Here is a 17628-nt window from a genome sequence, read left to right as displayed (position 1 = left end):
CCGCGTGGCAGACGTGTACAAGGCCGGGGTCCTGGCCGCCCGGCTTGAGCGGCACCACGGCGGCACCCGCTTCAGCTACCTGCCCGCGTACCTGGCATCCGGCAGGCCCGCCGTCGCCAGTTCGCTCCCCCTTACGGACCAACCCGTGCTGTCCGCCGCCGGCGCCGCTCCGCCCTACTTCACGGGGCTGCTGCCCGAAGGACGCCGCCTCAACGCGCTCCGGCGGTCCATCAAGGCCAGCGCCGACGACGACCTCACCCTGCTCATCGCGGCCGGCGGAAATCCGGTGGGCGACGTCCAGGTGGTTGGCCATGGGGAGCCGCTGGACCCGGACGAACACGCCGTGCGCCTGGATCCAGGGCAGCCGGTGGATTTCGACCAGCTCATCGGAGACCCCGACCTGATCGATCCCGTAGCGCTCGCCGGGGTGCAGGACAAGCTGTCCGCAGGAATGATCTCGCTGCCGGTGGCTACTGCGGGGAAACGGTACATCCTTAAACTCAATGCACCCGAGTTCCCGCATGTGGTGGAGAACGAGTTCATCATGTTCCGCTACGCCGCGAAGCTCCGGATTCCGCTTAGCCGGGTCCGGATGATCCACGATGTCGCCGGACGCCCCGGGCTGTTGGTGGAACGCTTCGACCGGGTTCCGCTCGCTGGCGGCGGTCCGGACGACGTCCAGCGCCTTGCCGTTGAAGACGGGGCGCAGGTGCTCAAGCTCTACCCCGCGGACAAGTACAACGTGGGGTACGGGCAGGTCTGCCGCGCGCTGGCGGATCACTGCGCGGCGCCGCTGCCTGCCCTTCGGAACCTCGCCCTGCAGGCCGCCTTTGCATGGCTCACGGGCAACGGCGACTTGCACGCCAAGAACGTATCCATGGTCCAGGACCCGGGCGGGGAATGGGGAATTGCCCCGGTGTACGACATCCCCTCCACCGTGGTTTACGGGGACAAGACCCTGGCGCTCACCCTGGGCGGCAAGCGGATCGGCATCTCCCACCGGCATTTCCTGGCCTGGGCAACGGCATTGGGTTTGCCGGCGCGTGCGGCCGCCGCGGTGGTGGAGTTGGCGCTGAAGGCTGCCGGGCCGCTCCTGGCCGACCTTGAGGCAGGGACGGCCTTCGCCGTCGGGAACGCCTCCACGGCGGGCGGCGACGGCGGATCACCCTTTCCGGCGATGGTAACCCGGGCGTGGATCAAGGAGTTGAAGCACCGGCGTCGCCTGTTTGAGGCGCCGTAGCCCGACTTCGATGATCCAGCCCTAGAGGTGCTGGATGCCCGCCCGCTGCATGGCATCACGGTAGGTTTCCACGCTCTTGGCGAGCAGCTCTTCCTGCTTGGCCTCTGAAACAGCAAAGGCCCTGCCGCCGAGGGCGGAGGCCTTGTAGATTTTGATGCCGCTGTTCTTCAACGACGAGTGGTAGGTCTTCTCAAAGAGAGTCAGGAACGTCGAGGCGTCCGTACCGTGCGCGATGACGGCCGAGACGCGGGAATTGATCTTGAGGAACTGGCGGAAGGGGCGCAGGCCGTCGGTTTTCTCCTGGACGCTCAGCGCCGACGGGCTGCCGCTGTCGCGGATCCAGGGGTAGGCGTTCCACGGCATGACGTACTGCGGATCCAGTTCGGCGAGTTCGTAGATCTGGGTGGCGCGGCGGGCTGCCTCGTCGTCGTTGTAGAGCGAGACGAACCCTGATTCGGTGCCCTTGCCCGGGCTGGCCTGGAGGCTGATGATTCTGCACTCGTCTTCGTCATGGACGGGGTCGATGTAGGGGACGGTGGAACCGGGCTTCTTTTCCATCAGTTCTTCGCAAAGTTGGGTTACCTTCGCGATGTTCGGTTCCTGTAGCAGGGCCTTTTTTTCGTCCCAATCAATTGTCACGATTTCTCCCTTTGCAGCGAGGCGTCCAGAATCAGGCGTCCTATGTCACTCTACGCTTCCGCGGCGAGCGGTGGGCACACTTGATTTTTTGGCCCGGGCCAGCCTAGTGGCGGCCGCGCAGGTGCTGGTTGTGGAGCTCATCGAGCTGCTCGTCGGTCAGTTCATCGAAAGCCACGGCTTCCCGCTTGTCGCTGCGCGAGAAGCGGATGAACATGAGGATGATCAGCGGCAGGTCCACCACCTCGCAGATGAACCAGAGCAGATTCCCTGCGAACTGCTGGTCCTGGAGGGCGTCCCGGAACCACCACTGGGGATCCGGGACGGTCAGTGCATGGTCGAGGACCTGGCCGTTGAGGCTGAGGAGGATGCCGGGGACGGCGTCGATGAGCAGCTCAATGAACACGAACATGAATTCCAGGGTCAGGTAGGCGCTGGACCGTTGGAAGTTGGATTCTTCGATGATGGGCAGTGCCATGAGCATGCCCAGCAGGGGGACGCCGAGCGTGAGCAGTGCGTCGGCCGCGGGGTTGGTCCGCAGCGTGTAGAAGGCGGGGGTGAGGAAGGTGGAGAAGAGCGCCAGCCCCAGCAGGGGTGCGCCGAATGAATTGCTGACGAACCGCACCGGACGGCTGGAGAGTACGGCGTCAAAGACCCTGATTCCGTGGTCCGGCAACGCCGCACGCGCCAGCGTCAGCGGCTTGCCCAGGCCGATGAGCAGCGGAACCACAAAGAGCAGCAGGGAAATCTTGAGGGTGAAGGCCCACCGTTGCTGCGGGCCGTACACGCCGGTGAAACCGCAGGTCAGGATGACGAATGTACCAAGGCCCAGGACGTAGAACGCCACCGCGCGCCAGGCCGGCCACCGGTGGCCTTTCCGTCCGGCTGAACGCATCCCCCACCCGTACAGGGCTGCGGCGGCAACGACGAAAGCCGTGGCGGCCCAGTCCAGGCGCCAGGAGGAAACAAGGATCTCAAGGGGTGGCACGGGGCAATGGTAGCCAGTCTTCCTGGGAGGAGGATGGGCGTTTACCGGAAACCGGGGCTGTACTGCCGGGATGCTTCAATGTGAGGATGCAGTTCACCAGGAAGGGCCTGAAAGACGACGGCTTCTTGGGCTTCCGGCCCCTGAAGGACCTTGACGCCATGCGGGTCCCGCGGGGAACGGGTATTTTCGCCGTGATGGCGCCGGACACGTTCCAGCCGGAATTCCTGACAAAGAGCACCGCCGGTGTCTTCAAGAAGAAAGATCCCTCCCTGCCGGTGCAGGACCTTCGAGCTTCCTGGCTGGACACCGCAGCCGTCCTGTACCTCGGCAAAGCCGGCCCGGGCAGCAAGGGCAACCGCGGGCTGAGGCGGCAGATCCAGGAGTTCCTGGACTTCGGACACGGAAAGCCACCGGGCCACTGGGATGGCCGGCTCATCTGGCAACTCAGGGATGCGGGCACGCTGCTGGTTGCGTGGAAGGAATTGGCCGCCGAATCCCTCAACCAGGCCGAAGCGGATTACCACACGGGCTTTGTCGAGGAATACGGGAAACTGCCGTATGCGAACCTCGTGCGGGCACGGACCAAAAGCTGACCCAGGGGCGAACGGTCAGGCCGGCCCCTTGAGGCGCTCCATCTCCCGGCGGTCCTTCTTGGTGGGCCGCCCGGCACCCCGGTCGCGCTGCGGCAGACCCAGCGCCGGCAGGACGGGCCGCGGGGGAGTGTGGTCCGTAAAGCAGTGGGAGGCGGCCTCGGCTCCCACCCGTTTGGCGATCAGCCGCCGGACCTCAAGGATGCGCTCGTACCCGGACATGCGCACCGTCACCGTATCTCCCGTGACCAGCGTCGCGGAAGCCTTGGCGGGACTGCCGTTGAGGCGGACGTGCCCGGCGCGGCAGGCTGCGGTGGCGGCCGACCGTGTCTTGTAGGCGCGGATGGCCCACAACCACGCATCAATTCGGACGCTGGCGGGGGAGGAAGGGAGGCTGGTCATGGTTGGCACCGAGTATAGCCCCGGCCCCGCCGGCTTCACTCCACCGTGACCGTGACCCGCTGCACCACGTTGTTGCCCATCCCCTGGTAGTTCCAGTTCTGCTCCAGCGGCTGGGTGGCACCGGTGGTGTCGGTGGCGCGGCAGGCCAGGACATGCTCACCGGGTGCGGCCTCCCACGTCATGCTCCACCCCCGCCACGCGTAGCCGCCCGCGGGCTTGTCCAAACGGGCGGGCAGCCAGGTGCCATCGATGGCCACCTCGACGCCGGCCACGGCACCTTCCCCGGACCACGCCCGGCCCTGCAGGATGACCGGGCCTGGGCGGACAAACCGCCGGCGGGTGAAGAAGTCAGGGATACCCGGCGGAACCATCAGCGAACGCACCCTGATCCTCGAAACCGGCCTGCCGGCGTCGTCCGCGGTGGCCTGGTACCTGTAGGCCGACTGCTGCTGGAACCCGGTGAACGGCTCCCTCGCCACTTCGATCGACTCCAGCCACTTGACGCTCGCCATCCCGTACCAGCCCGGAACCACCAGCCGCAGCGGGTAACCATGCTGCGGCGGCAGTTCGGCGCCGTTCATGGCGTAGGCAAGGACGACGTCGGGACGCAGGGCTTCGCGGACCGGAAGGCTGCGTGCGTAGTGGTGCGGGACGCCGCCTTGAACCCCCGCGTCCGCGCCGGTGAAGACCACTTCCAGGGCACCGGGCTGTATTCCCGCTTTATCCAGCAGATAGGCCAGCGGAACACCGGTCCATCGCGCCGTGCCCACCGCTTCCAGAACCCACGGCTGGCTGAGGGGCCGCGGCTCCAGCAGCGACCTGCCGTTGCCCGCGCATTCAAGGGTGACCGGGACGGTGATGGCCGGGGCCCTGCGGAGGGCTGCCAGGTTAAGCTCCAGGGCCCGTTCCACCGCTCCCCGGATTCGCAGGTGCCAGGAGGTGGCCTGGATGTCCGGGATATCGAAATGCGTGAGTACGTAGTGCAGCCCGGGAGGCGTGAGGTCTCGGCGGAGCGCTTCGAGCGGCATTGAATGGTTGCGGGCGGAGAGCTGCAGTTCCTCGGGAGTAAGGGGACCCTCCGACGGGCCCGCGGATACCGGAGGGGCTTCCGCGGCCACTGGCTGGCTGTGTTCTCTGGTCTGTGTCATGGCGCCGGGATTCTGTGGGCCGTGCTCCGCCGGGGTGGCGGCGCCTAGCCACTGGTCTACGCCGGGATCCCCGGTCCGTCAACAGCCCACGGACCGGGGAGCGGAACGCTACAGGACTGGCCGCGTCAGGAACTCGGCCAGGCTGATGGGGTCCTGGCCGGTCAAGCCGTGCACGTCAGGTGAAAGCCCTGCCATTTCGCCGGCCGCCATTGCGGTGTAGGTGCTCACCCATGCGTCCAGCTGCCATTGCGGAGCGCCGTAGGACGCCCGGGAGGCGTAGGCTTCCTCCACGGTCTCCGGGTGGTAGCTGACCGTCCGTCCGGTTCCGTCGCTCAGCACCCGGGCGGCCTGCGCCATGGTCAGTTCTTCCGGTCCGGTCAGGTTGTAGGTCATTCCCTTGTGGATCGCCGGGTCCCGGAGCACTGCGTGGGCGGAGCGGGCCACATCCTCCCGTGCCACCCCGGAAAACAGGCCGTCTCCGGCGGGGCCGCGGATCACGCCGTCCTCTCCAGCCATGAGCGGCAGGAAGTCCAGGTAGAAGTTGTCCCGCAGGAAGGTGAAGTCCATGCCGGAGGCCTTGATCCGCTCCTCCGTGGCGTAATGGTCCCGCGCCAGGGTGAACGTGGCATCCGGGGCGGCGCCGTAGAAGGACGTGTACACCACATGCTGGACTCCCGCGTCGGCGGCTGCGTCAACGAACGCGTAATGCTGCTGCAGCCGGTCTTCGGCCTCGGCAGCGGACACCATGAACAGGAGCTTCACGCCATCCAGGGCCTGCCGGGAGGCTGCGCCGTCGCCGTAGGAACACACCATGGCGGAGGCGCCTGCCAGTTCCGGAGCCCGGGCGGGGTCGCGCACCAGCAGCCGCTGGGCGAATCCGGACCCTGCAAGTTGCCGCGCCAGCATGCCGCCCAGGCCTCCGGTGGATCCGGTGACCGCCAGCTCGGGGAGATCGGCCGGGGTGGCCATTCAGGCTTCCCGGGTGGCCGGCGACTTGGTCTGGGCCGGGTCGCGTTCGGCCAGGCCGCCGATGGCGTCGTCAATCTTCTTGAGGACCTCGGCATCCAGCCGCACCCCTGCCGCCGCAACGGTATCCGCGATCTGTTCCGGCCGGGACGCACCCACGATCGCGGACGCCACGTTCGGGTTCTGGAGGACCCACGCAACGGCGAGCTGCGGCATGGTCAGCCCGGCTTCGGCGGCAATCGGCTTCAGGTCCTGCACGCCCGCCAGGACGTCGTCGCGCATCCACCGCTCGATCATCTTGGCGCCGCCCTTTTCATCGGTGGCGCGGCTGCCTTCCGGGGCCGGCTGGCCGGGAAGGTACTTGCCGCTGAGGACGCCCTGGGCCATGGGCGACCAGACGATCTGGGACACCCCCAGCTCCTCCGACGCCGGGACCACTTCCGCCTCGATGACCCGCCACAGCACGGAGTACTGGGGCTGGTTGGAGATGAGCTGGAAGCCGAGTTCCCTGGACAACCGGTGGCCTTCACGGAGCTGGTCGGCGGTCCACTCACTGACGCCGATGTAAAGCGCCTTGCCTTGCCGGACAATGTCCGCGAACGCCTGCATGGTCTCTTCCAGCGGCGTCTCGAAGTCGTAGCGGTGGGCCTGGTAGAGGTCCAAGTAGTCCGTCTGCAGCCGGCGCAGGGACCCGTTGATGGATTCCATAATGTGCTTGCGGGAGAGCCCAAGATCGTTCTTGCCCTTGGGGCCGGTGGGGCCGAAGACCTTGGTGAAGATTTCCAGGGACTCGCGCCGTTCGCCCTTCAAGGCCTCGCCCAGGACGGTTTCCGCTGCGGTGTTCGCGTAGACATCCGCGGTGTCGAAGGTGCTGATGCCGGCGTCGAGGGCTGCCCGCACGCATTGGCCGGCAACGTCGTTTTCCACCTGCGAGCCGTGGGTCAGCCAGTTGCCGAACGTGATTTCCGAGACTTTGAAGCCACTGTTTCCGAGGTATCTGAATTCCATGGGTTTCACGCTAACCCAGTTGGTTGCTCAGGGTAAGGGCTTAGCCGTTCTCCGGCGCTTTGCCCTTGGGGACCTGCTTGGGGCCGGCGAGCGAAACGAGGGACCCGGTATCCAGCGGCGGTACCGGATGCGGCGGCACGGGCTTCTTGAAGGACCTTGGCATTTCATGCGGCGGCCGGTGGTTGTGCAGCGCGGATTCCACCAGCGGGGCTACCTGGGCAACCTTGTCGGCGGGCGCCGCCGGGTCCGGAAGGTCCCGCACCGAGAGCTTGATTTCCGGCGCGGCGGCCCGCGCCCTGGCTTCGGCGCGTTTGTCGGCCTCGGCCACGGCTGAGGCCCAGTCTTCGGCCAGGACAGGCGGCTCGGGCCGGGCTGCGGCAAGTTTGGGGTGGCGTACGACGACGGTGCGCAGCGACTCCCTGAGCCGTGCCGGCTTCAAGGCGGCGGCACGTTCCCGCCAGGATGGGCGGCCCCCCGGGCTGTCGCTCCGTGCCGCCATCAACAGCGCACTGCCCTTCCGGGGGCCCTTTCCGAACAGGGCCATCACCACGAGGCCCGCCAGCCGGCCCAGTCCGGCAAGCACCAATGTAAGCGCCCCAAGGAGGAAGAGGACCAGGAACATCAGGAGGGCCACGCCCATGGTGCCGAAGAAGGTCAGGTTGAGGACCAGAGTGTCAGGTTGCTCCACGTCATCACTCCTTTCCACCAACATCCCGGGCCCGCTGCCGGCGCACAGCGCCGGGGCAAAGCTCCTTCTCAACCATACGGATTTTTGGCGTGCCATGCCGCCGGGCGCGGTGGCGTGGACAGGGTTGTAGCGAAGCTGTTACCCGATGTGGCAGCATCACCGGATGACCGAATCGAATGAGTCCGCAAACTGCGTGTGCCTGTCCGGCGAACCGTACGCCGAGTGCTGCGGCAGGTTCCATTCCGGCAAGGCCGAAGCTTCAACCGCGGAACAGCTGATGCGGTCCCGCTACAGTGCGTTTGCCCGGCTGGATGAGGGCTACCTGTTGCGGACCCAGCACCCGTCAACGGTCCCGGCCGGCCTCGACCTGGATCCGGCCATGCAGTGGCGGCGCCTTGACATCGTCGCCACCAGCCAAGGCGGTCCCTTCGACACCGAAGGGACCGTCGAGTTCAAGGCCTATTACCGGCACGGCGCGGACCGCGGGGTTCTGCATGAAGCCAGCAGGTTTGTCCGCGAAGGCGGCCGGTGGCTCTATGTGGATGGCGACATCCTGTCCCCCTAGCAGCGGCGCGCCGCCTGCGGGCTACTCGCCGTCGTCGTAATACTCGCTGTCCGGGGTGAAGCCGGCACGGTCAACCCTGCGGTGGAACCGCATCCCCGCAAGGCCGCCGAGGACGGCGCCCACCAGGGCCACGGCCGCCACCACCACGGCTGCGGTGATGCTGGTGGTGGTCAGTTGTCCCTCGTTGACGGGGATCCGCGGGAAGCTGTTGAGGTTGGCCAGGACGTTGAACTGCTGCCCCAGCACGAGGCCCAGGATGGCGACCACGACGGCCGCGATCAGGGCCCAGATCCACACCATGAGACCCTGCCTTGCGCCGTTGAAGCGCGCCATCCGCCCGGCGACGTAACCGCCGCAATAGTAGGAGAGGAACAGGATCACCAGCAGGACGATGATGCCCACCAGCCCCACGGTGCCGCTGTTCTGCGCGGCCTGGTTCACGGCCGCGTTGACGTCCGTGTTGTTGGCCAGCCCCACGGCGGTCCCGGCGGCAGCCACCAGTGCGGTCAGCAGCACGGCCATCCCGGTGGCGGTGAGCCAGCCGAAGAACGCTGAGCCGGCCTTGATGCCGCCGAACCGTTCCTTTTGGCGGGCGACCGCGGTTTCCCTGTCCGTGAGCGCCGGGTCCACCACGGGTGCCGCTGCAGTGGCAGAGGCGGCCCGGTACTCCCGCTCCGCGGACGGGGCGGCGACGTAGTCCCGGTCGCGTTCCCGCTCGCGCGGACGGGCCGGTGCCTGGTCGATCGACCGCGTGGCGGGATCCTCCGCTGCGTCCGCGCGGGAGTTGCCGCGGCGGGAAGTCTCATCCTCCCGGGCATGGCGGGGAGGCAGGTTCTCTGGGTCCGTTGAGCTGCTCATGAACTAACTCAACCACCCGCCACCACCGATAGCAAGCGTGCTTATTACTTTGTGACCTGCGGTTTTACCGGTATTTGCGGTGCAGGTCTTCCTTCCGGGACGGCCCCGCAGAGGCGTCGGCGATCCACGGGCCGGTTCCCTCGGACTGGTCAAGCACGCCGGCTTCCAGCCAGGTGTAGTCACCGGCGAGGACTTTGCGGGTCAATGCGTGGTCGGCGTCGTCCGTGTTCCGCCACAACTGGTCGAAGGACTCGTCCACCCGCACTTTTGCCTGCTCGCAGTAGGCATCCGCGAGTTCGTAGGCGCCCGCGGCCGTACCGGGGGACGTGCGAAGCAGCATCTCAGCGCGGGAACAGCAGGCGGTCATGGCGAAGAGTTCGGCGCCGATGTCCACGATGCGGCCCAGGAAGGCCTGCTTCCGCTCCAGCTTTGCCTGCCACCGGCCCATGCCGTAGAAGGTTTGCCGTGCCAGCCGGCGCGAGGAGCGTTCCACGAAGCGCAGGTGCTTCGCCAGCCTGCCGAAGTCGCTGTAGGAGCGGGGGTCCATGCCGGCGCCCGCCACCAGCTTGGGCAGCCATTTTGCGTAAAAACCGGAGGCGCCGACGGCGGCCTTGGCCTTATCCGCAAGGCTCGCATCGAGGGACGCGAGATCGCCCGCGGCTGCGAGATGCGCGTCCACGGCTTCCCGGGCAATCAGAAGCCGCATGATCTCGGAAGACCCCTCGAAGATCCGGTTAATCCGCATGTCGCGCAACTGCTGCTCGGCCGGTACCGCGCGTTCACCCCGGGCCGCCAGCGATTCCGCCGTTTCAAATCCGCGGCCGCCGCGGATCTGCACCAGCTCGTCCGCGATCCGGCAGCTGATCTCCGTGGCCCAGAGTTTGGCGAGCGCAGCTTCGATGCGGACGTCCTTCTGCCCGGCGTCGGCCAGTTCGGCGGCGAGTTCAAAGACCGCGTCCAAGGCGAAGGCGGACGCCGCGATGAACGCGATCTTCTTGCCCACGGCCTCGTGTTCGCCCACGGGCCGGCCCCACTGGGTACGGGCGTTGGACCATTCCCGGGCAATCTTCAGGCTCCAACGCCCCGAGGCCACGCACAGCGCCGGCAGCGCCAGGCGGCCCGTGTTCAGGGTGGTCAAGGCGATCTTCAGGCCCTGGCCCTCGCGGCCCAGCCGGTTCGCGGCGGGAACCCGCACCTGGTGGAAACGGGTCACGCCGTTTTCGATGCCGCGCAGGCCCATGAAGGCGTTCCGGTTTTCCACCGTGATGCCGGGCGAGTCCATCTCCACCACGAACGCGCTGATGCCGCCTTTGTGGGTGGTGCCTGCGGCGTCGGTGTGGGCGGGAACCAGGGCCATCACCACCACCAGTTCGGCGATCACGCCGTTGGTGGTCCACAGCTTCACGCCGTCCAGGAGGTAGGCCTCGCCGTCGTCCGTTGGCGTTGCCGTGCTGCCCATCCGGGCAGGATCGCTGCCGACGTCCGGTTCCGTGAGGAGGAAGGCGGTGACGGCGCCGGCAGCGCAGCGGGGAAGGTATTCGCGTTTCTGCTCTGGCGTGCCGAAGACTTTGACCGGCTCCGGAACGCCGATGGACTGGTGGGCTGAGATGAGCGCCCCCAGGCTGGGGTGGACGCTGCCGAGAAGGGCAAGTGCCCGGCCGTAGTACACCAGTGAGAGGCCCAGGCCGCCGTACTCCTCCGGGATCTTCATGCCGAAGACGCCCAGGCCGGCCAGGTCCTTGATGTACTCGTCAGGAATCTTTGCGTCCCGTTCAATGACCCGCCCGGACATGCTCCTGGCGTATTCGGTCAGGCGGGCCATGAAGGCCTCGCCCTTTTCCACGGACGCCGGATCGGCGGCCGGCCAGGGGTGGACCAGGCCGAGGTCGAAGCTGCCCAGGTAGAGGCCTTTGGCGAAGCTGGGGCGGTCCCAGCCGGTTTCCCGGGCGGCCTCCGCGACGGCCCGGGCGTCCTCGGCGGTAGCACCGGCCCCGATATTGCCGGCCGGAACGGGGATTTCCTCAGCCGGGGCGTCTTTGGCCTGGCTGTCAGTTGCGGAGCTCATGGGTTATCTCCTCGGGCCGGAATGGCCGGTGTAGCCACGGATCCGCCGGGTTGGAGAACCCTTCAGCTGTCACTCAAGATTACCCGCGGGTAGGTTCCCGTGCCAGGGGCCGTTTGCCCCTGGAAATCGCCGGACAGATCGACGGCGGCCGCGCGGTGGACCAGCTTGTCCCACCCGGCGTTGATTCCGTGGACCACTGCCAGGAGCGTGGTGGACAGCACGGTCCACGTGAGCTTTCCGGCGCCCAGCACCACCAGGGCAACCAGCCCGGCGGCCAGGACGAATCCGGCCAGGACCGCGCCGAACACCAGCGTCCCGATGAAAACCAAGGTGGCTGTTTCCACTGTGCTCAGATCGAACTGCATGAATCCCCCTGCTGCGGCGTTGCGGTGGCGAAAGACTGCTGTGGTGAAGACCGGTAGTTGAAGCGTAGGGGGACTGCCTCGCCGCCAGCCAGAGGCGCGTGGGGCTGGAGGGACTGTTGATACGGGATCGAAACACTACCCGGAGGTAGGTCACGGAGTGGTCGCGGCGGCCTGCGTTAACCTTGTAGTTGGCAGTTTTCCGGTCCGCCCTCTGCCGCCCCCGCCACCCGAGCCCAAGGAGAGTGCGTGCCCCGCTCCGCCAGGTCATCCGCTGATGCCATCAGCGCCCGGCTTCGGGACCTCGAACTCCTCACCAAGGGACCGGCGTGGGCCTTGACGCGTTCGGCGCCGTGGGTGATCGCGGTGCTGCAGGCTTCCTTCACCCGCACCCGGCCGCAGCTGCCGTTGGAAGAATTCCATGCCGACGTCGACTCCTTCCTTGAGGAGCTGCGGCGCCAGGAACCCGGGCTGGGCGGAGGGGCCAACGGAAAATCCTTCGGTGACGAGTGGACCCGGCGGCAGTTCCTGACCCGCCGCAACCAGTCGGGCCAGATCGTGTACGAGGTCACCGAACCGGCAGCGCGCGTGCTGGCCTTCCTGGACAGCCTCTCCAGCGAACGGTCCACGCTGAACGGCTCCCGGCTGGGAACGTTGCTGGGGGACGTGGAGAAGCTCGCCAACGAAACCAACCCGGACCAGAGTGCGCGCCTTGAGGCCCTGGAAGAGGAAATCGGGGAGCGCCGGCAGCTCATCCAGGACATCAGCACCGGCGAGTTCGACGGCCTCCTGGACGATGACGAGGCAGTGGAGGCCGCCGGGAACATCCTGGACCTGGCCGCCAGCCTGCCCGCGGATTACAAGAAGATGCGCGACAGGATCGAGGAACTGGTGGGCGGCCTGCGCAACCAGATCATCGAGGAGTCGCTGACCAAGGGCGCCACCATGGCGCAGGTGCTGGAGGCGGACAAACGGCTCCGCCAGAGCCCGGAGGGCCGGACGTTCCGGTCCTTCACCGCCTTCCTGGAGGACCCGCAGCAGCAGCTCCGGTTCCGGTCCGCCATCGGCGAAGTCCTGAGCCGCCAGTTCGCGGACGACCTCTCGCCCGAGGACCGGGAGACCCTGAAGAACCTGGTGGCGGAGCTCCGGCAGCAGCACAGCCAGATCCAGCGCATCTACGGCAAGCTCAGCGAGAGCCTCAACACGTACGTCCAGAGTGACGATTTCCGCCAGTCGGTGCGGCTCCGGCAGGTGCTGCGGGAGGCGGAGCAGGCCATCCGGTCACTGCCGTACGAGCGTGAACGCCCCGGCCTGGTGCCTGGCCCGGTCTTGTACAACGCGGGCTTCGAGTCGCTGTCCATGGTGAAGCTGTTCGATCCCGACGAATTCGCGGCTCCGCCCCGCCTGGCCGATCCCATCGCCTTCACCGACTCGGACCGGGTGCGCTCGCCGAGGACCGGAAAAGCCAAACCCGCCGTGGTCCGCGCGGCCATGGCGGGGGCCTCGACGCTGGCCGACGCCTGGCAGCAGTTGCCGCCCGAAGAGCAGCACATCAACACCATCCGCGCCCTCCTCTCCGAAGCCCTGCATCGGGGTGCCGACTTCAACCGCGGGGCCTGGGACGGCCTGGACTTCGAACAGATAGACGGTTCCACCCGCAGGGCCTACCTGCCCGTGGTCACGCTCGCAAAGGATTCAGATGACTGATGAAATCACGACAGCCCTGGACGAGCCGGTGGTTGAGCCTGTCGAAACCCCGACGCCGCCGAGCCCCATCACCGGAGTGTTCTCCCCCCGTGACACCTTCGTGGACGGCGCAGCCCTGTTCCCCGGCGATACCGGCGTGCTGCCCATGAAGGTGCGGCAGGCGCTGGTCAAGCTCCTCAAGGGCCCGTACATCGATGGCGGCCGTGACGAGAAGCTGTGGACGGTCCTGTTGGACAACCAGTTGATCCTGCGGAGCCGCCTCTCCGAGCTGTTCCTCACCCTGCAGCTGGACCATGAGCGGAAGATCGCGGTCCTCCGTCCCGTTGACCCGGAGGTCATCGGCGGCAGCACCCGGTCCAGCATCCTGCGGCAGCAGCGCGCGCTGAGCCGGGTTGAAACCATCGTGCTGCTCCGGCTCCGGCTGCTCCTGGACCGGCACGTCACCGCCCAGACGGACCCCACCATCACCCGGGAGGAAATCACGGACCTGGTGGCGCACTACCAGCCGGCGGGCCAGCAGGATGCCCTCCGCGACTCGGATGTGGTGACCCGTGCCATCACCAAGCTCCTGGCCCGCCAACTCCTGCTCCCCACCGGCCTGGACGATGTCTACACCATCTCCAACGCCTTGCCCCTGGCGCTGCCGTTCGAAAACATCGGCGACATCCCGGCCCACATCGAAGCGCTGGTGGCGGCCTCGGCGGACGCCACGGGCACGGAAGCACTGTTGGAGTTTGACGCCCAAGGTGGGGACGAGAATGACGACGACGGCGCTGCCGCCCCGGGAGTGGCATCGGGCCTGTCGGAGCCGGGCGCATGGTCCGCAGGACCAATGCCGCCCGGCGAAGGGGCGGGGGCGGCAGCGCTGTCGTTGTTCCCAACCACAGCTAAGGAGGCAGGACAGTGACCATCGCAAGCATGCTCCCGCTCGGGGACGCGACCAACCCGGGCCAGATGCGGCTTGCCTTGGTGCAGGTGGTCAACTGGGGAACGTTCCACGGCGCGCACACCATGCATGTGGACCGGAACGGCACCTTGCTGACGGGTAACTCCGGCGTGGGAAAGTCGACGCTGTTCGATGCCATGCTGCGGGTGTTCGATGCGCGGCCGCGGTCCAACGAGGCGGCTGCGCAGCGGTCCGGCGGTGCGGTGGAGGACAAGCGCACCACCTTCACCTATATGCGCGGCAAGGTGGGGGACAAGGCCGTGGGGGACGGCTCGGCGAGCGCGTTCCAGCGCCCGGGTGCCACCTGGTCCGCCGTCGCGCTGACGTTCGACAACGCCGCCGGCACGCGGGTGACGGTCTCTGCGCTGTTCGACCTGCCCAAGAACGGGACCGAGTCCAGCGTGGGCCGGTTCTACCTGATTGACAACGTCCCGCTGGACCTGGAAGCCGTGGAAGGCATCGCGGACAAGCGCTTCACCAAGGGCGCCCTGGAAACGATCTTCCCGCACGCGCAGGTGTTCGATGTCCACAAGGCGTTCGCTGAACGTTTCCGCCGGCTGCTGGGGATCAGCTCGGACCAGGCGCTGCCCTTGCTGCGCGTCATCCAGGCGGGGAAGGGGCTGGGCGGCAGCGTCAACACGTTCTTCCGCGACCAGGTGCTCGATGCCCCTGCGACTTTGGCCGCCGCAGATGACGTGGTGGAGGAGTTCAGCAACTTGATGTCCATCCGCCAGCGGCTGGAGGACGTCCGGCAGCAGCGCGACCAGCTGGCCCCGGTGCCGGGACTGAACCGTGAATACGCGCAGTCCCTGCTGGACGCGAACCGGCTCAGGGAGCTGGTGGGGGAGGAGTTCGAGGCCTACAAGCAGAAGCTGGCGGTCGAGGTCCACCAGAAAACCCTGGTCCGGTTCCGCGAGCTGGCGCAGGCGAAGGCCAAGGAGCTCGGCGCCGAACGTGCTGTCCGTGACGGCCTGGCCAAGGACCTGCGGCAGCTCGAAACCGACTACAACAACCAGGGCGGCAACGCCATCTCGGCGATCGAGCAGTCCCTGGAAAACGCCCGGGTGGGGCTGAAGCTTCGCCGCCAGGTGGAAGAGGCGGCCCAGCAGGCACTGTCCGACGCCGGGCTGCAGCTTGAGTCGAGCGCGGCCGGCTGGGAGCAGGCCCACGAACAGGCGGCGGCGAGGTCGGCCGAGCTGAAGGATGATTCACAGGCCCTGCAGGAGCTGCGGTTCGAGGCGTTCGATGCCCATGCCACCCGCAAACGGGAGCTTGCGGCCGCCGAGCAGGAACTCGTGTCACTGAAAACGCGCAAATCCCTCCTGCCGCCGTCGAGCATTGAAAACCGCGCCGCGATCGCCGCAGCCACGGGCATTCCCGAGGACCGGATGCCGTTCGCAGGCGAGCTTATGGACCTCGCCGACGGGGAGGAGCGCTGGCGCCCGGCGGCGGAGCGCGCGCTCCGGAGCCTGGCCACCACCCTGCTGGTGCCGGGGGAGCACTTCGGTGCCGTGACCCGCTACCTCAACGACCACAACGTCCGCGGGGCATTGCGGGCGGTGGACGTCTCAAAGCCGCTGGCCGGCGGCGCGCTCGCCGTGGAGGACGTGCGCGACGGCGACCTGCTGGCCAAGCTGGACATCCTCGCCGCCGGTGCGGTGGCCGAGGCCGGCGAATGGGTCCGCGAGCGGATCGCACTGGACTTTGCCTATCCCTGCGTCGAGGATCCGGACGAACTCGCAGCCCTGGAGAAGGGCCTGAGCCTGGGCGGCGTGGTCAAGCGGAACCGGCACACGGTGGAGAAGGACGACCGCTTCACCAGCCGCCAGGACTACGTGCTCGGTTTCGACAACGCCGCCAAGCTCGAACTGGTTGCCGCCCAGGTGGAGGACCTCCGGCAGGAAGTGGCCAAGGCCGCAGAACTGGCCCAGAGCCGCGAGGACTCGCACCAGGGCATGAGCCGCCAACTCGATGCCCTGCGCCGCATCGCCGAGGACGACCGTCCGTGGGAACAAGTGTCCGCGGCTGTCGCGGCGGATGAGCTCGCCCGGATCGAGCAGCGGCTCAAGGATGCCCTGGCCGCCCAGGCGGACCTGGAGCCGCTCCGCGCCACCATCGAGGAGGTCCGGCAGAAACACCAGTCCAGCACCGAGTCGGCAGCCGTCCTACAAAGCGAATACAAGGCCCTGGACCGCCAGCTGACGGGCGCGGACGCGCTGCTGGAAGCCGCGCGCGTCCGCCTGGCCCAGGCACCGCCGTCGGACGCCACGGCCGCAGCGCTCGAACCGCACTTCGCGGAATTCGGCGACGTCACCGAAATGCATGAACTGGACAACCTGGCCAACCGGGTACGGACGGCACTGCTGGGCGAACTGCACGCCGCCGAGTCGCGGGGACAGGCCATGGCCGAGCGGCTCACCCGCATCTTCGAAGGTTTTGTCCGGGAGTGGGGCAGCGCCATCTCCGCCGACCACGGGACCAGCATTGGCGCCGCCAGTGAATTCGAGGCCCGCTACCACGCGATCGTGAACGACGGCCTGCCCGCGCAGGAGGCCGAATTCCGGCAGTTCTTCAACCAGCGCACGCACGAGTCCTTCAGCACCCTGCTGCACCTGCTGGACGAGGAACGGCGCTCCATCACCAGCCGCATCCTCCCGCTGAACGGCATCCTGTCCCAGGTGAACTTCCATGAGGGCAGCTACCTGGAACTGGACATCAAGCAGACACTGCCGCCCACTGCCAAGCAGTTCAAGGACGCCATCCAGAACGCGCTGAAGGCGCGGCACACCCGGCCCGCGAAGGCGGAGTCAGGCCGCGCAGACGGTCACGGCCCGGACAGGGACGACGACGGCGAGCTCACCGCCCGCTACAAGTCCCTGGAGACGCTGGTCAAACGGCTGGGTTCGCAGGCGCCGGAGGACCGGCGCTGGCGCGCCGAGGTCCTGGACGTCCGCGGCCACTTGTTCATCCAGTGCAAGGAACACCGCGAAGTCGCCGCCCCCACCTCAGGGAAGAAGGGCGGCAGCAGGAAGACAGAGGTGTTCATGCACGCCGACACCGGGTCGATGTCCGGTGGCGAGCGGCAGCGGTTCACGGCGTTCATCATGGCCGCCGCCCTGAGCTACCAGCTGGGAATCGCCGAGCAGGGCTTCACCACCTACGGCACGGTGATGATGGACGAGGCCTTCGTGCTCGCATCCGAGGAGTTCGCAGGTGCCGGGATCAAGGCGCTGCACGAATTCGGGTTCCAGTTGCTGCTGGCTGCGCCCGAAAACGTGATCGACCTGTCCCGGCACCTGGGCTCCGTCACCGAAATCCTGCGTGACAAACGCACCAACCGTTCCGGTGTCCTGACTGCACCCGTCATCCGCCCCCGCCCGGGGGAAGAAGGCGCCTGGCGGTCCGAGGCGAACCCGGTGGATATCGTCCTGCGGTAACCGGCAGCACGGTGACTGCGCC

Annotated in this window: 16 protein-coding genes; 6 read left to right on the top strand and 10 right to left on the bottom strand. The window is 67.5% G+C overall.

All coding sequences use genetic code 11. The features are described from left to right. Positions 1 to 4: 4 nt before the first annotated feature. Complete coding sequence (locus tag QRM95_RS02900) at positions 5 to 1240, top strand: type II toxin-antitoxin system HipA family toxin (protein ID WP_285246366.1); 1236 nt, start codon at positions 5 to 7, stop codon at positions 1238 to 1240. 21 nt (positions 1241 to 1261) lie between these two features. Here the strand turns inward: QRM95_RS02900 and QRM95_RS02895 are convergent, their stop codons facing one another. Then, positions 1262 to 1879 carry a uracil-DNA glycosylase family protein gene (locus QRM95_RS02895; RefSeq protein ID WP_018763916.1) on the bottom strand — a complete coding sequence of 206 codons (618 nt, stop codon included), beginning with the start codon at positions 1877 to 1879 and terminating at the stop codon, positions 1262 to 1264. A 103-nt stretch (positions 1880 to 1982) separates the two neighbouring features. Continuing rightward, the gene (locus tag QRM95_RS02890) at positions 1983 to 2864 is read right to left on the bottom strand and encodes a cytochrome c oxidase assembly protein (protein ID WP_285246365.1); all 882 of its coding nucleotides are present in this window, start codon (positions 2862 to 2864) and stop codon (positions 1983 to 1985) included. Positions 2865 to 2950: 86 nt separating this feature from the next. On the opposite strand from QRM95_RS02890, the gene QRM95_RS02885 reads away from it, so the two are divergent. After that, on the top strand, positions 2951 to 3457 hold the full coding sequence (locus QRM95_RS02885) for a hypothetical protein (RefSeq protein ID WP_285246364.1): 507 nt from the start codon (positions 2951 to 2953) through the stop codon (positions 3455 to 3457). 15 nt (positions 3458 to 3472) lie between these two features. Here the strand turns inward: QRM95_RS02885 and QRM95_RS02880 are convergent, their stop codons facing one another. The 5 genes from QRM95_RS02880 to QRM95_RS02860 form a co-directional block, all read right to left on the bottom strand. After that, positions 3473 to 3856, bottom strand: a complete 384-nt coding sequence (locus QRM95_RS02880; protein ID WP_285246363.1) for an RNA-binding S4 domain-containing protein — start codon at positions 3854 to 3856, stop codon at positions 3473 to 3475. Between the two features lie 35 nt (positions 3857 to 3891). Next, positions 3892 to 5004 (bottom strand): sulfite oxidase, encoded by a 1113-nt coding sequence (locus QRM95_RS02875; RefSeq protein WP_285246362.1) that lies wholly within the window; start codon positions 5002 to 5004, stop codon positions 3892 to 3894. Between the two features lie 108 nt (positions 5005 to 5112). Then, a complete protein-coding gene (locus QRM95_RS02870) occupies positions 5113 to 5973 on the bottom strand; it encodes an SDR family oxidoreductase (protein WP_285246361.1) in 861 nt (286 codons plus the stop codon). After that, positions 5974 to 6978, bottom strand: coding sequence for an aldo/keto reductase family protein (locus QRM95_RS02865; protein WP_285246360.1), 1005 nt, complete (start codon positions 6976 to 6978; stop codon positions 5974 to 5976). It lies immediately after the preceding gene. 40 nt (positions 6979 to 7018) lie between these two features. After that, complete coding sequence (locus tag QRM95_RS02860) at positions 7019 to 7666, bottom strand: hypothetical protein (RefSeq protein ID WP_285246359.1); 648 nt, start codon at positions 7664 to 7666, stop codon at positions 7019 to 7021. Between the two features lie 163 nt (positions 7667 to 7829). On the opposite strand from QRM95_RS02860, the gene QRM95_RS02855 reads away from it, so the two are divergent. Next, positions 7830 to 8231 (top strand): YchJ family protein, encoded by a 402-nt coding sequence (locus tag QRM95_RS02855; protein ID WP_285246358.1) that lies wholly within the window; start codon positions 7830 to 7832, stop codon positions 8229 to 8231. A gap of 21 nt (positions 8232 to 8252) precedes the next feature. Here the strand turns inward: QRM95_RS02855 and QRM95_RS02850 are convergent, their stop codons facing one another. From QRM95_RS02850 to QRM95_RS02840, 3 genes are all read right to left on the bottom strand, one after another. Next, positions 8253 to 9089 carry a TIGR04086 family membrane protein gene (locus tag QRM95_RS02850; RefSeq protein WP_285246357.1) on the bottom strand — a complete coding sequence of 279 codons (837 nt, stop codon included), beginning with the start codon at positions 9087 to 9089 and terminating at the stop codon, positions 8253 to 8255. A gap of 64 nt (positions 9090 to 9153) precedes the next feature. Continuing rightward, positions 9154 to 11154: an acyl-CoA dehydrogenase family protein gene (locus QRM95_RS02845; protein ID WP_285246356.1), complete on the bottom strand. Its 2001-nt coding sequence runs from the start codon at positions 11152 to 11154 to the stop codon at positions 9154 to 9156. A 62-nt stretch (positions 11155 to 11216) separates the two neighbouring features. Then, positions 11217 to 11519, bottom strand: coding sequence for a hypothetical protein (locus tag QRM95_RS02840; protein WP_285246355.1), 303 nt, complete (start codon positions 11517 to 11519; stop codon positions 11217 to 11219). A gap of 246 nt (positions 11520 to 11765) precedes the next feature. Between QRM95_RS02840 and QRM95_RS02835 the strand changes: the two genes are divergently transcribed. Genes QRM95_RS02835 through QRM95_RS02825 form a run of 3 tightly spaced genes read left to right on the top strand, consistent with a single transcriptional unit; the run spans position 11766 to position 17606 of the window. Continuing rightward, entirely contained in the window at positions 11766 to 13223 is a 1458-nt protein-coding gene (locus tag QRM95_RS02835; RefSeq protein ID WP_285246354.1) for a DUF3375 family protein, read from the top strand. Continuing rightward, positions 13216 to 14130, top strand: coding sequence for a DUF4194 domain-containing protein (locus QRM95_RS02830; protein WP_285246353.1), 915 nt, complete (start codon positions 13216 to 13218; stop codon positions 14128 to 14130). The genes QRM95_RS02835 and QRM95_RS02830 overlap by 8 nt, the downstream gene beginning before the upstream one ends. Continuing rightward, a complete protein-coding gene (locus QRM95_RS02825) occupies positions 14127 to 17606 on the top strand; it encodes an ATP-binding protein (protein WP_285246352.1) in 3480 nt (1159 codons plus the stop codon). The genes QRM95_RS02830 and QRM95_RS02825 overlap by 4 nt, the downstream gene beginning before the upstream one ends. The last annotated feature ends 22 nt before the right edge of the window (positions 17607 to 17628 follow it).

It is taken from the genome of Pseudarthrobacter sp. efr-133-R2A-89, assembly GCF_030209315.1.
Classification (GTDB): domain Bacteria; phylum Actinomycetota; class Actinomycetes; order Actinomycetales; family Micrococcaceae; genus Arthrobacter.
The sequence above is the reverse complement of the archived record's forward strand: the minus strand, read 5'-3'. Positions and strand labels throughout refer to the sequence as shown.

Excerpts from the sequence above, each read along its gene's own strand:
- QRM95_RS02850 (WP_285246357.1), bottom strand. The coding sequence starts at position 9,089 with ATGAGCAGCTCAACGGACCCAGAGAACCTGCCTCCCCGCCATGCCCGG.
- QRM95_RS02840 (WP_285246355.1), bottom strand. The coding sequence starts at position 11,519 with ATGCAGTTCGATCTGAGCACAGTGGAAACAGCCACCTTGGTTTTCATC.
- QRM95_RS02880 (WP_285246363.1), bottom strand. The coding sequence starts at position 3,856 with ATGACCAGCCTCCCTTCCTCCCCCGCCAGCGTCCGAATTGATGCGTGG.
- QRM95_RS02830 (WP_285246353.1), top strand. The coding sequence starts at position 13,216 with ATGACTGATGAAATCACGACAGCCCTGGACGAGCCGGTGGTTGAGCCT.
- QRM95_RS02870 (WP_285246361.1), bottom strand. The coding sequence starts at position 5,973 with ATGGCCACCCCGGCCGATCTCCCCGAGCTGGCGGTCACCGGATCCACC.
- QRM95_RS02855 (WP_285246358.1), top strand. The coding sequence starts at position 7,830 with ATGACCGAATCGAATGAGTCCGCAAACTGCGTGTGCCTGTCCGGCGAA.
- QRM95_RS02845 (WP_285246356.1), bottom strand. The coding sequence starts at position 11,154 with ATGAGCTCCGCAACTGACAGCCAGGCCAAAGACGCCCCGGCTGAGGAA.
- QRM95_RS02865 (WP_285246360.1), bottom strand. The coding sequence starts at position 6,978 with ATGGAATTCAGATACCTCGGAAACAGTGGCTTCAAAGTCTCGGAAATC.
- QRM95_RS02885 (WP_285246364.1), top strand. The coding sequence starts at position 2,951 with ATGCAGTTCACCAGGAAGGGCCTGAAAGACGACGGCTTCTTGGGCTTC.
- QRM95_RS02875 (WP_285246362.1), bottom strand. The coding sequence starts at position 5,004 with ATGACACAGACCAGAGAACACAGCCAGCCAGTGGCCGCGGAAGCCCCT.